Raw genomic sequence first — 16,279 nt, forward strand, 5'->3', positions numbered from 1 at the left:
GTCACCCGGGTCGCCGCTCAGCGCGACGAGTTGGCGGTGCGCCCGCGCACGATGCCGATGAATGCCTCGACGAGCGGCGGCGTCTCGCCCTCGGGCCAGGCGAGCGCGACCGGTGACACGGGCCCGTCTGTGAGTAGGCGCGAGGTGATGTCTTTGCGGTGGTGCAGGCGGGCGAGCGACATCGGCACGATGACGACCCCCACGCCCGCCGCCACGGTCTCGATCGCCTGACCCACGGTGGCGGGCGGAGCGAAGCGCGGCGGCACGGCGCCGGCGACCGCGACGTCGAGCGGCGGATGCTCCGGCACGATCACGACCTCGCCGGCCAGGTCGGCGAGCGTGAGTTCGTCGGCGGAGGTCAGATGCGAGTCGGCGGCGCAGACGACCACCGGCACCTCGTCGTAGAGCGCGATCGCCTGCAGGCCGGTGCGGTCGGTCGGCAGCCGCACGAGGGCAGCGTCGACAGCGCCGTCGGTCAGGGCTGCGCGCTGGTCGCCGAGGTCGAGGGCGACGAGTTCGAGGGGGATGCCTGGCATCCGTTCTTTCCAGACGTCGATCCACTTGCCGGGCGTCGCACCCTCGATCGCGCCGAGTCGGAACGGGCCCGCGGGCAGTGCCGTGCGTGGGGCCGCGGCTGCGGCGGGAGCGGTCTTCTTCGCTCCGCCGGTGCCGGCCGCGGCGTGCTTGCCGCTTTTCGTGCCGGGGTTCTTGCCGCGCGATGCGCCGGCTTTGGATGCCGCGGACTTGGATGCCCCGCCGGATCGGCCTTTCGGTGCGCCGGCTCCCCGCTGCGGCTTCTTGCCGCCGCGGCCGTCACGCGCGCCGGATGCTGCCATGGGGCCAGCGTAGCCGCGATGCCGCGGCGCGAAGGCCTGGCACCGCGCTCCGAGCTGCACAGCTCGCGCACGAGCGCGCGACGCCTGCGCGAGAGTCAGGCCGCGAGGCGCAGGCCGCGCTGGTCGGTCGCGACCTTCTCGCCGTCGGCGATCTGGGTGTCGTCGCCGATCAGCGAACCGCCGGCGACGTGAGCGTGCGCCCCGACCACGGCGCGCACGCCGATCTTGGCCGAGGGGCCGATCGCGGCGCCCGATCCGATGTGGGCGTGCGGTGCGATCTCGGCGTTCGGGCCGATGACGGCGTCGGGTTCGACCCACACACCGCGGCCGATGTGTGCGCCCGCGGCGATCTGGGCGCCCGGTTCGATGTACGCACCCGCTTCGACGAGCGCGCTCGCGTGCACCTTGGCGCCGTTGGCGATGAGGCCCCGTCCGTTGACGTGCTTGCGATAGCGCAACGTGCGGCCCTGATCGTCTTCGATGTCGACGTAGTTCTTGCCCACAGAGATCCTCCTGCAGACTGCAACGGCGGTGCGGCCGGGATCATTCCCGCGCATGCGTGCGAGACCGCAGGGTCGCCGGCACCGGGGCGAAGACGACGGCACGCTGCACCGAGAAGCTGACTGCGAACAGGGTCAGATCGGTGACGATCTTCGCGGGCAGAGTGGCGAAACCCGCGTCGGTCAGGGCCGTCAGCATGCCGAAGCTCGCCGTCAGCAGCAGGGCGGCGAGCGAGAAGTAGCGCGCTGCGGCGGTGCGCAGCGGCACCTCGCGCCCCGCCCCGAAGACGAGGCCGCGGTTGATCGCGAAGTTCATGCCCGAGCTCGCCACCCGCGCGAGCACGATCGACAGCAGCAGCCAGCCGGTCACCGCCTGCAGCACGACGAGCAGCACCGTGTCGACGAGGAAGGCGAGCAGGGCCGACGCCGAGAACCGCAGCAGCGGCGCGTAGATGCGCGCCGAATCGGCGAGGGGGCGGAAATGACTCGAGGAGTTCTCGTCGAGATAGATGGTCGAGATCGGCACCTCGACGAGGTCGATGCCGGCGCCCGGGGCGGCCAGCAGCATCCGGAACTCGTACTCGAAACGGTCGCCCGGCAGCGAACGCAGCCACGGGAGCACTCGGGCGGGGAACCCGCGCAGCCCGGTCTGGGTGTCGCGCACGTCGCGCCCGGTCGCGAGACAGAACACCCGCCGCGTGAACGCGTTGCCGGCGCGGCTGCGCAGCGGCACCGGCCCCGTGAAGCTGCGCACGCCCAGCACGATCGCCGGCGCGGCCGGCGCGGGCGATGCGAAGGAGACAGGGGATGCCACGGCGGTGCCGCTGCCCGCGCGCGATCCCGATCCCGGGCCCGCGCCCGGGCCCGCACTCACGGCCCCCGCGGCGACCAGCGCCGGGGCGGGTCGCGCCGCCTCGAGCGCCTCGGCGACGCGGGCGATGTCGGCGGGCGTGTGCTGCCCGTCGGCGTCGGCGGTCACGACGTCTTCGCCCGCCAGATCGCGCTCAGCGATGCTGAAGCCCGTGCGCAGGGCCGCGCCCTTGCCGCGGTTGTGCGTGTGGTGCACGACCCGCGCGCCCGCCCGGGCGCACTCCGAGAAGACGGCGGCGTAGTCAGGGCCCGAGCCGTCGTCGACGACGAGAACCGGGTACTGCGGCAGGAGCGATGTGACCAGGGCGACGAGCCGGTCGTCGGGTTCGTAGGCGGGGATCAGGACGAGAGACATCGGGATCACTCCGCCGCGATGTAGAGGATGTCGCTCGTGGCGCGCTCGCCGCCGTTCGAGGGCTGGTTGACGACGACGCCGTTGAACCACAGCTCGCTCGAGCCGCCGCCGTCGAGGTTGTAGGCCGTCGTCGCGCCGAGCGAGATCATGATGTCGGCGAGTTCCGGCAGCGTCGCTCCGCGACTGTAGCCGGGGTCCCGGCCGTCGACGACGACGAGCAGAATGTGGCCGTCGGCGGTGACGCCGATCGCGGTGCGGGGCTGCTCGCCTTGGATCGAGTGGTTGCCGACGTACGTGTCGACCTCGACCTGGTCGATGCCCGACACCGCTGCGCCGCTCTCGACGATCGCGGGCCCGAAGCTGAGGGTGTTCCACACCCCGTCGGCGACGAGTTGCGCGGCGGTGGTCTGTGTCTCGTCGTAGACCTTGACTGTGCCGTCGCGGTACATCGCGAGGCCCTCGCGTGCCCCCGAATCGCGGAAGACGACGCCGTTGCGGATCACGATGCCGCTGTCGCGGAACCCGTAGTAGTCGCCGTTCACGGCGAGGATCGCATTGTTCGCCGCCGCCGTCTCGCTGACCAGGGCAGTGATGTTCTCGCCGAACTGGTTGTTCGCGAACGCGCCGCGCAGGCTCGTCGCGTCACTCAGCGTCAGGTCGGCGACGTAGTAGGTGATCGTGTCATCGCCGGTGCCCTGCGTGTAGGTGGTGATCGAGATCGACGTGTCGTCGGAGGTGTAGCTCGTCGCGGTCGTGACAGGTGTGGATGCCGTGGCATCCGTCGCCTCATCGGTCGCCGTGGCGCTCGGGGTCGCGGTCGCCGCCGCGGTGGCGTTCTGCGCGGCCTCGTAGGCCGCGACGTCGGAGACGACGACGTGGGGGACCACGAATCGGTCGAGGGCCCAGGCGGTACCGCCGGTCACGGTGAGAGCCAGCACGACCGACCCGGCGATGATGCTGCGCTTGAGTCGTCTGTTCATGCCCCCCAGTGTTCGCCGTGTTCTCAGGCGGGATCGAAGCACAGGCTATGCGAGGCCTATGCAGTGCGGCGCGGGCGGTGCGCCGCGCGCGGGCGCGGCTTGGGATGATGGATGCCGTGACCGACGCCTCCCCACCCGACCCGACGACCGCGCCGTCGCTGGTCTTCGACGACCGCGCGAACGCGCACTCGGTGGCAGAGGACGTGCTCGGGATTGCGACCGGCACCTTCCTCGCCTCGCTCGGGCTGCACCTGCTACACGCGGCGCACGCCGTCACCGGAGGCACCGCGGGCCTGTCGCTGCTACTCGGCTATGCGACCGGTTGGCCATTCTGGGCGCTGTTCACCCTCATCAACGTGCCGTTCGCCCTGCTCGCGGTGTGGCGGCGCGGGTGGAGCTTCACGATCCGCACGGTGATCTCGATCGTGCTCGTCTCGGTGTGGGCGCCCGTGCACGACGCGCTGTTCCCGATCGGGTGGATCGAACCCTGGTACGGCACGCTCGCCGGCAACCTGCTCGCCGGCGTCGGCGTGCTGATCCTGTTCCGCCACCGCTCGAGCATCGGCGGCATCAACATCATCGGCCTCGAAGTGCAGGACCGCACCGGCTTTCGCGCCGGCTGGACGATGATGATCTTCGACCTCGTGATCATCCTGTGCGCGCTGTGGGTCATTCCGTGGCCGAACGTCGTGATGAGCGCGGCCGGCGCGGTGCTGCTGAACCTCGTGCTCGCCCTCAACCACCGGCCGGGGCGGTACCTCGGGCACTGACCGCGCCGTCAGGTCTGGCACACGGGGCACCAGAACACGATGCGCTCGCTCGTCTCGGTCGCACCGAGTTCGGTGCGGCGGATGAGGGTGCCGCAGCGCCGGCACGGGCGGCGCTCGCGGCGGTAGACCCAGTTCTGCTGGCCGGGTCGCGTGTTCCCCGTGAAGGTGCGCCCGTTGCGGTCGCGGTTCGCGCGGATCATGCGGGCGGCCGTGTCGACGAGGCCCGCGACGACCGGGGCATCCAGCTCGCTCGCCGGCCGCATGGGCAGCAGGCCGCGCACGAACAGCAGCTCGTTGGCGTACTCGTTGCCGAGCCCGGCGAGGTTGCGTTGGTCGAGGATCGCCACGTGCACGGGCCTGGGGTCGGATGCCACGCGCCGCGCTGCCTCGGCGGCGTCCCAATCGGGGCCCAGCAGGTCGGGGCCGAGGTGGCCGACGAGCGAGTCTTCGTCGGCGGTGCGCACGAGATCGACCATCGCGATCTCGAATCCGACGGCGACCGCGTGCTCGGTGCCGACGATCGCGCGCGCCTGGAAGGCGGGGGATCGCCAGCGCTCGCCCGGCGCGAAGACGAGCCAGCGGCCCTCCATCTTGAGGTGCGAGTGCAGCGTGTAGTCACCGATGCGCATCAGCAGGTGCTTGCCGCGCGGCACCACGGCCTGCACCGTCTCGCCGGTGAGGTCGGCGGTCGCGTGCGCCGGTACGCGGATGTCGAAGCGCGTGACCTCGTGGCCTGCGAGCGCCTCGTCGAGGCGGCGCGCGGCGCGGAAGACGGTGTCACCCTCGGGCACGGGTGCCCCGTTCCCCGGCCCGGGCCGTCATCGCGCGCGCCGCAGCGTCAGCCCGCGGCTCGACTCGACGAAGCCCGCCGCGAGCAGCGCGCGCCCGACCGGGGTGCCGTAGACGAACGCGCCCGACACCTGTTCGACGGTGAGGGTGTCGAGCCGGTGGGCGCGCGACGTCTCGACGAGCGAGCGCGCCGCGGCGGCGAGCACCTCTTCGTTCTCGCTGAACGCGAGCGCCGACCGGCCGCCGCGCTCGAGGTAGAGCACGAGCGCGCCGTCGACGAGCGTCACGAGGCCGCCCGCCTTGCGCCCCGGGCGGTGCCCGACGCCGTCGAGGGCCGGCCAGGCCAGCGCGGCGCCGTAAGGGTTGGCCGGATCGGTCGCGGCGAGGGTCAGAGCGCCGAGCGGCGCAGGGTCGGGTAGCGCGGCGAACTCGCGCAGCCGGTCGACCGTGGCCGAGGCCGCGAACTGCGCCGCGCCGAGCTGCTCGATGAAGTAGCCGCGACGGGTGTGACCCGAGTCTTCGAACCCGGCGAGAATCCGGTACGCCTGCGCGAAACCGCCCGGCATCCCCTCGGCCTGCACGCTGCCGCGGGTGACGACCCCGTAGCGGTCGAGCAGCAGGCTGGCGGCGGCCGTGGCCCGCAGCACGTCGTCGCCGCTCGGTGCGGGCAGGATCGACCACCGGCCGCCGATCAAGGGAGGCCGCTGCGGGGCAGCTGTGGCCCCGGCCGGGCGGGTGGGCAGCGGCATCCCTCGGAACATCCGCGCGCGCGGCGTGCGCCGCACGGTGCGGTGCGCCTGCGATCCGCCGCCGAGCAGGGCGCGCACGGGGGCGAAGGTGTCGTTGGTGACGCGGCCCGTCCAGGTGAGGTTCCAGAGGGCGTCGATGACGGACTGCTCGTTCTCGGCGCCCGCCGCCGCGGCGAGCTGCCCCGCGAAGTACGCGCCGCCGTTCGTGAGCTGGTCGAGCACGCGCTGCTCGAGGTCGGTCGGCGGCTCGGGGTCGTCGGGCGGGGTCAGGGTGAGGGCCACGGTGTCGGCCGGGTGCAGGGCGATCCAGCCGTCGCGGCCGGGCAGCGAGCCGTGACCCGACCAGACCACCTCGCCGGTCGCCGTCAGCTCGTCGAGCATGGTCGAGCGGTAGTCCGACACCCGCGCGGGCAGGATCAGCGACTCCCACGCGCTCGCGGGCAGCGGCACTCCGGCCAGCTGCTCGATCGCGGCGAGCACGCCGTCGATGCCCTCGAGCGGCCGCCCGCCCGCCGACCCCGCAACGTGCTGCCACGAAGGGAGGAAGCGGGCGAACGCCTGCGGCGGCACGGGCTCGACGGTGCCGCGGATGGCCGCGAGCGAGCGCAGCCGCAATCGGCGCAGCACCTCGGCGTCGCACCACTCGAGGTCGTCTCCCGCGCTTGCACCGCCCGTTGCGCCCGCGCCGGGGCTGGGGAGGAAGAATCCGCTCGCAAGACGGCCCTGCGACTCGAGCCGTTGCAGCGTCTGGCGGGCGACGGCCGTGCCGAGGCCGAAGCGCGCGGCGACGTCTGCCGTGCGGAACGGTCCGTGGGTGCGCGCGAAGCGCGCGACGAGGTCGGCGAGCGGATCGACGACCGGCTCGAGGAACGCGTTCGGGATGCCGACGGGCAGCGCCGCCCCGAGGGCGTCACGGAGCCTCCCGGCGTCTTCGATCTGCGCCACCCGCTGCGCGCCCGCGATCGCCACGGGGATCGCGCGGCGCGCGGTCACCAGCTCGTCGAGGTACGCGGCCGCGGTGCGTTCGTCGGCCGGCGGGGGGGCGGCGGCCTCGGCATCCGTCTTCTCGCCCTGCCGTTCGCCCTGCTTGTCGGCTTGCAGACGCAGCGCGACCTCGTCGGCGCTGAGCGGTCCGAGCAGGCGAAGCAGGTCGGCGATGCCTTCCACGCCGCGCACGCGCCGGTCGGGGGCGAGGCGCTGCGCCTCGGCTTCGAACTGCGCGATGACGCCCGGGTCGAGCAGTTCGCGCATCTCGACCTTGCCGAGCAGCTCACTGAGCAGAGCCGGGTCGACCGACAGCGCGGCCGCGCGACGCTCGGCGAGCGGCGAGTCGCCCTCGTACATGAACGCGCCGACATATCCGAACAGCAGGTCGCGTGCGAAGGGCGACGGCTGTGACGTGGTCGTCTCGACGAGACGGATGCGGCGGTCGCCGATCGATCGCGCGATGCGCAGCAGCGACGGCAGGTCGTAGACGTCTTGCAGCACCTCGCGCAGCGTCTCGAGGATGATCGGGAACGTCGGGTGGTTCTTCGCCACCTCGAGCAGTTGCGCCGACTTCTGGCGCTGCTGCCACAGGGGCGAGCGCTTGTTCGGATTCAGCCGCGGCAGCAGCAGGGCGCGCGCCGCGCACTCGCGGAAGCGAGAGGCGAACAGGGCAGAGCCCCCGACCTCGTCGGTCACGATCTGCTCGAGCTCGTCGGGCTCGAACACGAACAGCTCGGCACCCGGTGGCTCGCTTTCGGCGTCGGGCACCCGCACGATGATGCCGTCGTCGCTCGCGACCGCCGATCCATCGACGCCGAGTCGCTCACGGATGCGCGCGTTCACGGCAAGGGCCCACGGCCCGTGCACATGCATGCCGTACGGGGAATGCAAGATGATGCGCCAGTCGCCGACCTCGTCGCGTGAGCGCTCGACGGTCAGCGTGCGGTCGGTCGGCAGCGTGCCCGTCGCCTCTTTCTGCTCGGAGAGGTAGGCGAGCAGATTGCCGATCGCGTTGTCGTCGAGCCCCGATTCGCGCAGCCTCGCGGTGGCCTTCTCGGGGGCCGAGCCCGCGACCTCGCGCGAGAACTGGCCGAGCGCCTCGCCCAGTTCGGCGGGCCGGCCGAGCCCGTCGCCGTGCCAGAACGGCAGCTTTCCGGGCTGGCCGAACGCGGGCAGCACGTTGACGCGGTCGTGGGTGATCTCGACGATCCGCCAACTCGTCGTGCCGAGGGTGAACACATCGTTCACGCGCGACTCGTAGACCATCTCTTCGTCGAGCTCGCCCACGCGGGCGTTCCGGGTCTCACCCGCGACGAAGACGCCGAACAGGCCGCGGTCGGGGATGGTGCCGCCGCTCGTCACCGCGACGCGCTGCGCGCCGGGGCGGCCGGTGAGCGTGCCGTGATCGCGATCCCACACGACGCGCGGCCGCAGCTCGGCGAACTCGTCGGACGGGTACTTGCCGGCGAGCAGGTCGAGCGTCGCCTCGTAGGCCGAGCGCGGCAGCGTGCGGAAGGGCGCCGAGCGGCGGACAGTCTCGAACCATTCCTCGACGTCGATCGCGCCCGTCGCGCACGCCGCGATCGTCTGCTGCGCGAGGATGTCGAGCGGATTCGCGGGCACCGCGATCGCCTCGATCTGACCGGCGAGCATCCGCTCGGTGACGACGGCGGTGTGCAGCACATCGCCGCGGTGCTTGGGAAAGAGCGCCGCGCGACTGATCTCGCCGACCTGGTGGCCCGCGCGCCCGACGCGCTGCAGGCCTGATGCCGCGGACGGCGGCGCCTCGACCTGGATGACGAGGTCGACCGCCCCCATGTCGATGCCGAGTTCGAGCGAGCTCGTCGCGACGACGCAGCGCAGCACGCCGCTCTTCAGCTCGTCTTCGACCTGCGCACGCTGCTCTTTCGACACCGACCCGTGGTGCGCCTTCGCGAGCACGGGCTCGGCGCCCGCCGACGCTCCAGCCTGCGCCATCATGGCGGCGGGGACCGCCGGCTCGGGTGTCTCGAGCCCGAGCCGTTCGGCGTAGATCTCGTTGAGGCGCCCGGTGAGGCGCTCGGCGAGGCGTCGCGAGTTGGCGAACACGATCGTGGAGCGGTGCGCGAGCACGCGGTCGACGATCGCCTCTTCGACGTGCGGCCACACCGACCCGGTGACCTCCGACGGCTGCGACGGTGCGGAGAACCAGTCGCCGTCGCCGCTGTCGCCGGCGCCTGCCGTGGCATCCGTCTCGGCCTCATCATCGGCCTCGACGTCGGCACTCGGCGGGGGCGGCGGGTGGAGCATGTCGTCGATCGGCACGACGACGGTGAGATCGAAGGCCTTGGTCGCCCGCGGGGCGACGATCTCGACCGGCGCCGATCCGCCGAGAAAGCGCGCGACCTCGTCGATCGGTCGCACCGTCGCCGAGAGCCCGATGCGCTGCGCGGGCTGCTCGAGCAGCGCGTCGAGCCGTTCGAGGCTCACCGCCAGGTGCGCGCCGCGCTTGGTGGCCGCGACCGCGTGCACCTCGTCGACGATGACGGTGTGCACGCCGCGAAGGGTCTCGGATGCCTGGCTCGTGAGCATCAGGTACAGCGATTCGGGCGTCGTGATGAGGATGTCGGGCGGTTCGGCGATGAGCTTGCGGCGATCGGCCGACGGGGTGTCGCCCGAGCGCACCCCGACCGTCACGTCGGGCACCGCGATGCCGAGTCGCCGCGCCGACTGGCCGATGCCGACGAGCGGTGAGCGCAGGTTCCGCTCGACGTCGACGCCGAGCGCCTTGAGGGGCGAGACGTAGAGGATGCTCGTACGCGCGGCATCCGCCTTGGGCTTCTTCGTGCGCTTCGCGCCCGGCTTCGCGGCGGGGTCCGCGGGCATCGCGTCGTCGACCGGGGGCGCCGGCGGCCGCTCGCGGAACACCCGGTCGATCGCCCACAGGAACGCCGACAGCGTCTTGCCCGAGCCCGTCGGCGCGACGACGAGGGCGTGCCGACCGTGCGAGATCGCCTCCCACGCGCCGGCCTGCGCCGCCGTCGGCTGCGCGAAGGCGCCACGGAACCAGTCCTGGGTCGCAGGACCGAATCGCTCGAGCACGTCGCTCATCGATCCATCTTCGCGCGCCCCTCCGACATCGGCGCGGGTGTTCGCCGACAGCGCCCGCGCCCGCCGGCTCAGCGGGCCCGGGTGGTATGCGCGCCGTCGGCCGCCCACGCCGCCCCCAGTGCGAACAGCGTCGACACCCCGTAGTGGCTCATGGCCGCGGCGATCCGCCGCCGCCCCGTGCGCGGATTGACGCCGATCTGGCGCGATGCCGCGTCGAGCGTGAGCCCCCGACGCATGAGGAGGAGCAGCCCCGTCCACGGTTCGGAGGAGGTCGTCGCCGGCGTCGCCGTGCGCCAGAGCGAGCTGAAATAGGCCGAGAGCATTCCCGCCAGGGCGCCGCTGCGCACGCTCACGACGCTCGTCGGCCGATGCTCGCCCCACTCGTAGGGGATCGCGATCTGGTCGCCGTCGATCCAGAACCAGCTCGGCGGGTCGTCGAGAAACCGGTACTCCATGCCGGCGGCCGTGAAGGCGGTGAGCAGGGCGGCCATGCGGGGGTCGTCGGCGACCGCCGTCGGAAGGATGACGCGTACGGCGTCTTTGGCGCGGAACGCCGCCGAGAACCGGGCGACCCGCTCGTCGGGGCTCGTCAGAAAGCGGTCGATGTCGGGCAGCACGGCATCGAGCGTGCCGACGTCGCGGCGCCCGAACTCGAACCAGACGTCTTCTGACGCACGCGGCCCGTGGCGGGTGACGACCGGCATCGGATCGGCCGTCGTCTGGCCGATCGACCAGTGCCCGATCATGCCGGGGAGCTCCGTCACGACCCGCTCGATCTCGCCGAGCAGGTCGCGTGCGGTCTCGCGCAGTTCCGCCGCGCGCGCGGCAACCGACTCCGCCGCCCAGTCGGCCGGATTCGCGTAGACGAGGTCGTCGCCCTGCCCGCCGAGCCGTCCGCGATCGCGCAGCCGCGCCACCGCGTCGTGGATGCCTGTGACCGGAAGCTGGGCGAGGGTCGCCAGCTCGGCGACCGTCGCGGGGCGGCCGCGGTAGGCGAGGGCCAGGAGAGAAGCGTCATCCATCGCCCCAGAGTGTCCTGTAGCGGACACGTCCGCAAGAGGTTCTTGTCAGCCGTATGGACGGATCAGGACACTGATCTCATGGTGGATTGTCTCCCCGCGCCCGGCGGCGGCCTCGCGATCCCCGTCATCGCGCTGGCGCTGGGCCTGAACGCCGGCTACATCATGCTCGGCCGCATCGCGGAGATCGCCGCGGATGCCCCTTACGAAGAGCTCGTCCGCACGCGGTTCATCGAACCGCTCGGGCTGACGCACACCTACCTCGACGGTGAGGGGTCGGGCCAGGACGCCGTGAACGGCTTCGTGCTCACGTGCGCCGGGGGTGAGGGCGCCGCGTGCGCCGGCAAGAACGGCACCGTCGAGGCGCAGGAACCCTCGCCGCAGTAGCCGGGGGCGTGGGCGGCGGGCAGCATGGTGAGCTCTGCCGCCGACCAGGCGGTCTGGATCCGCGCGCTCGTCGGCGGCAACGTCGTCGATGCCGCGCACCTCGACGAGATGCTGACGATCACGCCGCTGTCGTCGGAGTTCTACTCCGCGGCCTACGACGCATCAGGTGTGCCGCACGTGCAGCTCGGCGAGGGCGCGGGCCTCGCGACCTGGCAGGTGCCCGGCGTCGGCACCTGTCACGGTCACGCGGGCGCGATCCCGGCTCGAACGGGATCGCGGCGTACTGCCCCGACAAGAAGCTCGCGATCGTGATCTTGAACGCCACCGAACCGGCGGGCCTCACGCCCGGCTACCCCGGACTCACGCCGCTCACCTCGGGCACGCTGTGGGCCGCGAGCGCCGGCGACTGACCTCTGCGGCGGGGGTCGGGCGGGGGCTGGGCGGAGGTCGGGGCGGGCCCGCGTACGGTATTCAGTCTGCGCGCGGGCGCGGCGGCGATGCGGCCGCGGGATTGTGCGGCCGCGCTCGCCGGGCCCGCGCGCTGAGACTGAATACGGTACGTCGCGCCGCTCAGCCGGCGCGCTCGCCGCCGAGCTGTACCTCGGCCAGGCGGCCCTCGCGCAGCTCGAGCACGAGGCTTGGGTCGAGGCGCGCGAGGAATGCGTCGTCGTGGCTCACCACGAGCACGCCCCCCCGGTAGGCGGCGAGGGCGCCGACGAGCTGGTCGACGGTGTCGAGGTCGAGGTTGTTCGTCGGCTCGTCGAGCACGAGCAGCTGCGGCGGCGGGTCGGCCATGAGCACGCACGCGAGCGCCAGCCGGAACCGCTCGCCGCCCGACAGCGCCGCGACGGGGCGCAGCACCGTGTCGCCGCGCAACAGGAACCGGGCGAGCCGGTTCCGCAGCTCGACGTCGCCCACGCCCGGCGCCGCGCGCCGCAGGTTCTCGAGCGGCGAGGCCGCGTCGTCGAGCCCGTCGACCCGCTGCGACAGGTAGCCGACGCGATCGGTGTGGGCCTCGATCCGGGGCAACAGCAGGGCGAACCGGTCACCGGGCGCCTCGGCGGGCCCCGAAAGGTCGATTCGCCCTGCTGATGCCACCCTCGAAGCCCCCGAGCCTGCGGCCACCAGCCGCCGCAGCAGCGTGGTCTTGCCCGCGCCGTTCGGGCCCACGAGGGCGACACGCTCGGGCCCCTGCAGCACCCACGCGCGCTCCTCCGAGGCGAGCGTCGCGAGCCGCCGGCCCGCGCCGACGCCGGGATCGGGCAGGTCGATGCGCACGGTGTCGTCGTCGCGCACGCGCCGCTCCGCGAGGTCGAGCGCGGCGCGCGCGTCGGCCTCCTTGCCGGATGCCTCGACGCGCAGCCTCCCCGCCGATTCCTGCGCCGCGCGCCTGCGCGCGTTCGCGACGATGCCCGGCACCCGTTTCTCGACGGCGGCCTTGCGCCCCATCGCGGCGCGCGACGAGATGACCTGCTCCTGGTGGATGCGGTCGCGCTTCTCGCGCCGCACCGCCTGCCGCGCCGCGCTCTCGGCCTGACGGGCCGCAGCCTGCTCGGCATCCATCGCGTCGCGCCACTGCGAGTAGGGGCCGCCGAAGGTCGACAGCGTGCCGCCGTACAGCTCGGCGGTCTCGTCCATCAGCTCGAGCAGCGCGAGGTCGTGGCTGACGACGATGAGGGCGCCGCGCCAGTGTCGCACGAGGTCGTAGACGCGCGCCCGCGCGCTCCGGTCGAGGTTGTTCGTGGGCTCGTCGAGCAGGGCGATCGGCCGCCCGCGCAGGCGCACGCCGACGAGCGCGACGAGTACCGCTTCGCCGCCCGACAGCTCGCCGATGCGGCGGTCGAGGGCGCCGGCGGGAAGGCCCGCCTCGTCGAGTGCGGCGGTCGCGCGCGCCTCGACGTCCCAGTCGTCGCCGATCGTGTCGAAGTGCCGGGCGTCGACGTCGCCGGCGGTGATGGCGCGTACGGCGTCGAGGGAGTCGCCGACGCCGAGCACGTCGGCGACGCGGCGATCGGTCTGCAGGGTGAGGCGCTGCGGCAGCAGGTCGACGTCTCCCGCGACCGCGAGGGTGCCGGATGCCGGGGTGTGCACCCCGGCGATGAGCGAGAGCAGGGTCGATTTGCCCGAGCCGTTGCGCCCGATGAGACCGGTGCGGCTCGCGCCGAACGCTCCCGAGAGCTGCTGCAGGGCAGGGGTGCCGTCGGGCCAGGTGAAGGTGACGCGGTCGAGGGCGACCGATGGGGTGGTGGGATGTGCGGGCATGGTGTCCTCCGGAGTGTCGGGGCGCGAGGCGCGGCGACACCGGGCGGCTCCGAGGCGGCGGGGGCTTCGCAGAGCGAGCGCGCGGCGCGGGAGGCGGAGGGTCGACGGCCGGCGCGGGGGTGGGTGCGCAGGCGCGTCGATGACCCGGAAAAGCGGGTGTCCGTGGGAGTGAACGGAGGGTCGACGGCTCAGCGCGAGATCACAGCGCGGCGTCGAAACCCTTCAACGGTCTTCCTCACACTCGGGACGGGGAACGCGGAACAGCCTAACGGATGCCTCGCACCCGCGACAGACCGCCGCCTCGCGCCCTCTGCGCGCGAGCCGGTCCCCGGCCTCGCGCGCTCAGCGCGCGTCGAGCCGTGTGCCGAGGAACGCGACGACGTCGGCGAGCTCTTCTTCGGACACGCTGTGGGTGAGGCCGGGGTAGACCCGCCCGCTCAGCTCGACGTGGCGGGGCAGCCACTCGATCGTGTGGGCGACCCGGTCGGCGGGGATCACTTCGTCGCGCGCTCCGCGCCCCCAGAACACGGGCGGTCGGCGCTCGGCGAGGGCCGCGTCGGTCGGCAGGTCGCCGTCGGCGACGAAGCCGGCGAGGTTCACGACGAACGAGAAGCGGTCGGGGTGAAGCCGCAACGCCTGCAGGGCGATGACCGAGCCCTGCGAGAACCCGAGTAGGCCCACCGGCGTCTCGGCATCCGTCGCCCGCGACACCCAGTCGGCGAACGCGACGGCTGCCGCGGTCGCAGCGGCCGGGTCGCTCGCGTGCAGACCCTCGATCGGAAACCACGACCAGCCCGGCGCCGGGAAGGGCGGCGAGAGCGGCGCGCGCACCGCGGCGTAGACGAACTCCTGCGGCAGGTGGGGCACGAGCCCGAACAGGTCCCGCTCGTTCGAGCCGTAGCCGTGCAGCAGCACCAGCAGCGGCCTGCCCGCGCGCTCTTCGGGCGGCGCCGACCACAGCACGGCGGCGTCGTCGAGCTGCGGCGCGTCGGCGGCCGGGTCGGCGCCCAGGCCGCCCGCCGTGCCGATGTCGTGGGGTGCATCGCTCATGCCGACATCCTGACAGCAGGGTGCGACGTCGTGCACCGAAGTCCCGCACGGATGTCCCGCACAGGTCGGGCTTCGGGGTATACAGGAGGCATGGCCGTCCGCACCCCCGACCCCGATCCGAACGAGCGCGACGACGACGGGAACCCCCGCGATCCGCTGCGCGGACTCGGCGGCGGAGGCTTCGGCGGTGGGGGCGCGGGCTCTCCGGGGCATCCGCTCGGCGACGGCTCGTTCGGCTCGCCCGCTCCCGGCAACGCCGCGAACCCCGGCTGGCTCACCGAGGTCGAGCTGGCCGAGGCGCGCCGGCGCCTGCCGATCCTCTACGTCGAGGCGATCCCCGTGCGCACCGACGGCATGGGCCAGGTGACGCAGGTGGGCGTGCTGCTGCGGGCGACCCCGCTCGGCGAGATCACCCGCTCGATCGTGTCGGGCCGGGTGCGCTACGGCGAGACCGTGCGCGACGCGCTGTTCCGCCACCTCGAGAACGACCTGGGCCCGATGGCCTTCCCGCTGCTGCCGCCGCAGCCGGTGCCGTTCACGGTCGCCGAGTACTTTCCGCTGCCGGGCATGACCGCGTTCCACGACGACCGTCAGCACGCGGTGTCGCTCGCGTTCGTGGTGCCCGTCACCGGCACGTGCGAGCCGCGCCAAGACGCGCTCGAAGTGACCTGGATGTCTCCCGAAGAGGCGTCGTCCGAATCCCTCGCCTCTGAGATGGAGGGCGGTCGCTCGATCCTCGTGCGCCAGGCGCTCGCGTCGGTCGGCGCGCTGCGCTGATGGGGCGCAGTGACGCGCTGATCGAGTTCGGCATCGCCCTGCCGATCGCGCTGCTCTTCGCGACGGGCATCGCGTGGGTTGTGCAGCGCGTGTTCCGCCGGCGGCTGTCGCTGCCGCTGTCGGTCATGATCCTCGTGTCGATCCTGGGGCTCAGCGCGGGCATGCTGCTGGCGGGCAGCCTGTTTTCGGGTCTGCGGCTGTGGATGCCGACGACGATCGTGCTCGCGTTCGCGTGCAGCGCGGGGCTGTCGTTCCTCGCGGCGGGAATCGCCGCCGTGATCACCGGGGGATCGGGGAACGCCGATGTGCCCGCGATGCTCGCGGCGGGCGAGAGCGACCGGGTCGAGTTCAAAGAGACGGCCCGCTGGAATGTGCGCGAAGTGAAGAAAGACGCGCGCATGGAGCAGGTGGTCGCCAAGACCGTCGCCGCCTTCCTCAACAGTGCGGGCGGCACGCTCGTGATCGGCGTCGACGACGCGGGCACGCCGATCGGGCTCGACCGTGACTACGCGACGCTGCGGACGCCCGACGCCGACCGGTTCGAGCTGTGGCTGCGCGACATGCTGGCCTCGTCGCTCGGCAAGAACGCCGCCGCGCTGCCGCGTGTGCGCTTCGCGCGGGTCGACGGGGCCGAGATCTGCATCGTGCGGTGCCCGCGCGCGGCCGAACCGGTCTTCGTGAGCGCGGGCGGCAGCACCGAACTGTGGGTGCGCGTGGGCAACTCGACACGGGCGTTCGGGGTCGACGAGGCGGTCTCGTACGTGGCCCGCCGGTTCAAGCCGAGCGTGACCGAGATGATTCTGCGGCGTCGCTGACCCACTCGCCTCGCTGGCGGCCGGCCGGCCGCGCGCCGTGGCG

Annotated in this window: 14 protein-coding genes; 5 read left to right on the top strand and 9 right to left on the bottom strand. The window is 72.9% G+C overall.

The window, feature by feature from the left end:
* Nucleotides 1–17: 17 nt before the first annotated feature.
* The 4 genes from LOK55_RS03025 to LOK55_RS03040 form a co-directional block, all read right to left on the bottom strand.
* A complete protein-coding gene (locus tag LOK55_RS03025; RefSeq protein WP_229934179.1) occupies nucleotides 18–836 on the bottom strand; it encodes a substrate-binding domain-containing protein in 819 nt (272 codons plus the stop codon).
* 95 nt (nucleotides 837–931) lie between these two features.
* Nucleotides 932–1,339 carry a transferase gene (locus LOK55_RS03030; RefSeq protein ID WP_196383280.1) on the bottom strand — a complete coding sequence of 136 codons (408 nt, stop codon included), beginning with the start codon at nucleotides 1,337–1,339 and terminating at the stop codon, nucleotides 932–934.
* 40 nt (nucleotides 1,340–1,379) lie between these two features.
* Nucleotides 1,380–2,561: a glycosyltransferase gene (locus LOK55_RS03035; RefSeq protein ID WP_229934180.1), complete on the bottom strand. Its 1,182-nt coding sequence runs from the start codon at nucleotides 2,559–2,561 to the stop codon at nucleotides 1,380–1,382.
* A 5-nt stretch (nucleotides 2,562–2,566) separates the two neighbouring features.
* On the bottom strand, nucleotides 2,567–3,541 hold the full coding sequence (locus LOK55_RS03040) for a phosphodiester glycosidase family protein (RefSeq protein ID WP_229934181.1): 975 nt from the start codon (nucleotides 3,539–3,541) through the stop codon (nucleotides 2,567–2,569).
* Nucleotides 3,542–3,648: 107 nt separating this feature from the next.
* Between LOK55_RS03040 and LOK55_RS03045 the strand changes: the two genes are divergently transcribed.
* Nucleotides 3,649–4,311 (top strand): YitT family protein, encoded by a 663-nt coding sequence (locus LOK55_RS03045; protein ID WP_229934237.1) that lies wholly within the window; start codon nucleotides 3,649–3,651, stop codon nucleotides 4,309–4,311.
* Nucleotides 4,312–4,319: 8 nt separating this feature from the next.
* Here the strand turns inward: LOK55_RS03045 and LOK55_RS03050 are convergent, their stop codons facing one another.
* The 3 genes from LOK55_RS03050 to LOK55_RS03060 all read right to left on the bottom strand — a co-directional run bounded on the left by LOK55_RS03050 (nucleotide 4,320) and on the right by LOK55_RS03060 (nucleotide 10,948).
* The gene (locus tag LOK55_RS03050) at nucleotides 4,320–5,102 is read right to left on the bottom strand and encodes a DNA-formamidopyrimidine glycosylase family protein (protein ID WP_229934182.1); all 783 of its coding nucleotides are present in this window, start codon (nucleotides 5,100–5,102) and stop codon (nucleotides 4,320–4,322) included.
* A 27-nt stretch (nucleotides 5,103–5,129) separates the two neighbouring features.
* Nucleotides 5,130–9,926, bottom strand: a complete 4,797-nt coding sequence (locus LOK55_RS03055) for an ATP-dependent helicase (RefSeq protein ID WP_229934183.1) — start codon at nucleotides 9,924–9,926, stop codon at nucleotides 5,130–5,132.
* Between the two features lie 68 nt (nucleotides 9,927–9,994).
* The gene (locus LOK55_RS03060; RefSeq protein ID WP_196383275.1) at nucleotides 9,995–10,948 is read right to left on the bottom strand and encodes a hypothetical protein; all 954 of its coding nucleotides are present in this window, start codon (nucleotides 10,946–10,948) and stop codon (nucleotides 9,995–9,997) included.
* A gap of 78 nt (nucleotides 10,949–11,026) precedes the next feature.
* Here LOK55_RS03060 and LOK55_RS03065 point away from each other — a divergent pair, with 78 nt between their 5' ends.
* Both LOK55_RS03065 and LOK55_RS03070 read left to right on the top strand, forming a co-directional pair.
* Nucleotides 11,027–11,332 carry a beta-lactamase family protein gene (locus LOK55_RS03065; protein ID WP_229934184.1) on the top strand — a complete coding sequence of 102 codons (306 nt, stop codon included), beginning with the start codon at nucleotides 11,027–11,029 and terminating at the stop codon, nucleotides 11,330–11,332.
* 24 nt (nucleotides 11,333–11,356) lie between these two features.
* Nucleotides 11,357–11,644: a hypothetical protein gene (locus tag LOK55_RS03070; RefSeq protein WP_229934185.1), complete on the top strand. Its 288-nt coding sequence runs from the start codon at nucleotides 11,357–11,359 to the stop codon at nucleotides 11,642–11,644.
* Between the two features lie 258 nt (nucleotides 11,645–11,902).
* Here the strand turns inward: LOK55_RS03070 and LOK55_RS03075 are convergent, their stop codons facing one another.
* Together LOK55_RS03075 and LOK55_RS03080 are read right to left on the bottom strand one after the other, a co-directional pair.
* The gene (locus LOK55_RS03075; RefSeq protein WP_229934186.1) at nucleotides 11,903–13,594 is read right to left on the bottom strand and encodes an ABC-F family ATP-binding cassette domain-containing protein; all 1,692 of its coding nucleotides are present in this window, start codon (nucleotides 13,592–13,594) and stop codon (nucleotides 11,903–11,905) included.
* A 342-nt stretch (nucleotides 13,595–13,936) separates the two neighbouring features.
* Nucleotides 13,937–14,644 (bottom strand): alpha/beta hydrolase, encoded by a 708-nt coding sequence (locus LOK55_RS03080; RefSeq protein WP_229934187.1) that lies wholly within the window; start codon nucleotides 14,642–14,644, stop codon nucleotides 13,937–13,939.
* 90 nt (nucleotides 14,645–14,734) lie between these two features.
* Here LOK55_RS03080 and LOK55_RS03085 point away from each other — a divergent pair, with 90 nt between their 5' ends.
* Together LOK55_RS03085 and LOK55_RS03090 are read left to right on the top strand one after the other, a co-directional pair.
* Nucleotides 14,735–15,421 carry an NUDIX hydrolase family protein gene (locus tag LOK55_RS03085; protein ID WP_196383270.1) on the top strand — a complete coding sequence of 229 codons (687 nt, stop codon included), beginning with the start codon at nucleotides 14,735–14,737 and terminating at the stop codon, nucleotides 15,419–15,421.
* A complete protein-coding gene (locus LOK55_RS03090; protein WP_229934188.1) occupies nucleotides 15,421–16,236 on the top strand; it encodes a helix-turn-helix domain-containing protein in 816 nt (271 codons plus the stop codon). Before LOK55_RS03085 ends, LOK55_RS03090 begins: the two co-directional genes overlap by 1 nt.
* Nucleotides 16,237–16,279 lie beyond the last annotated feature (43 nt).

Source organism: Microbacterium sp. F2E, assembly GCF_020905435.1.
Taxonomy (GTDB): domain Bacteria; phylum Actinomycetota; class Actinomycetes; order Actinomycetales; family Microbacteriaceae; genus Microbacterium; species Microbacterium lacticum.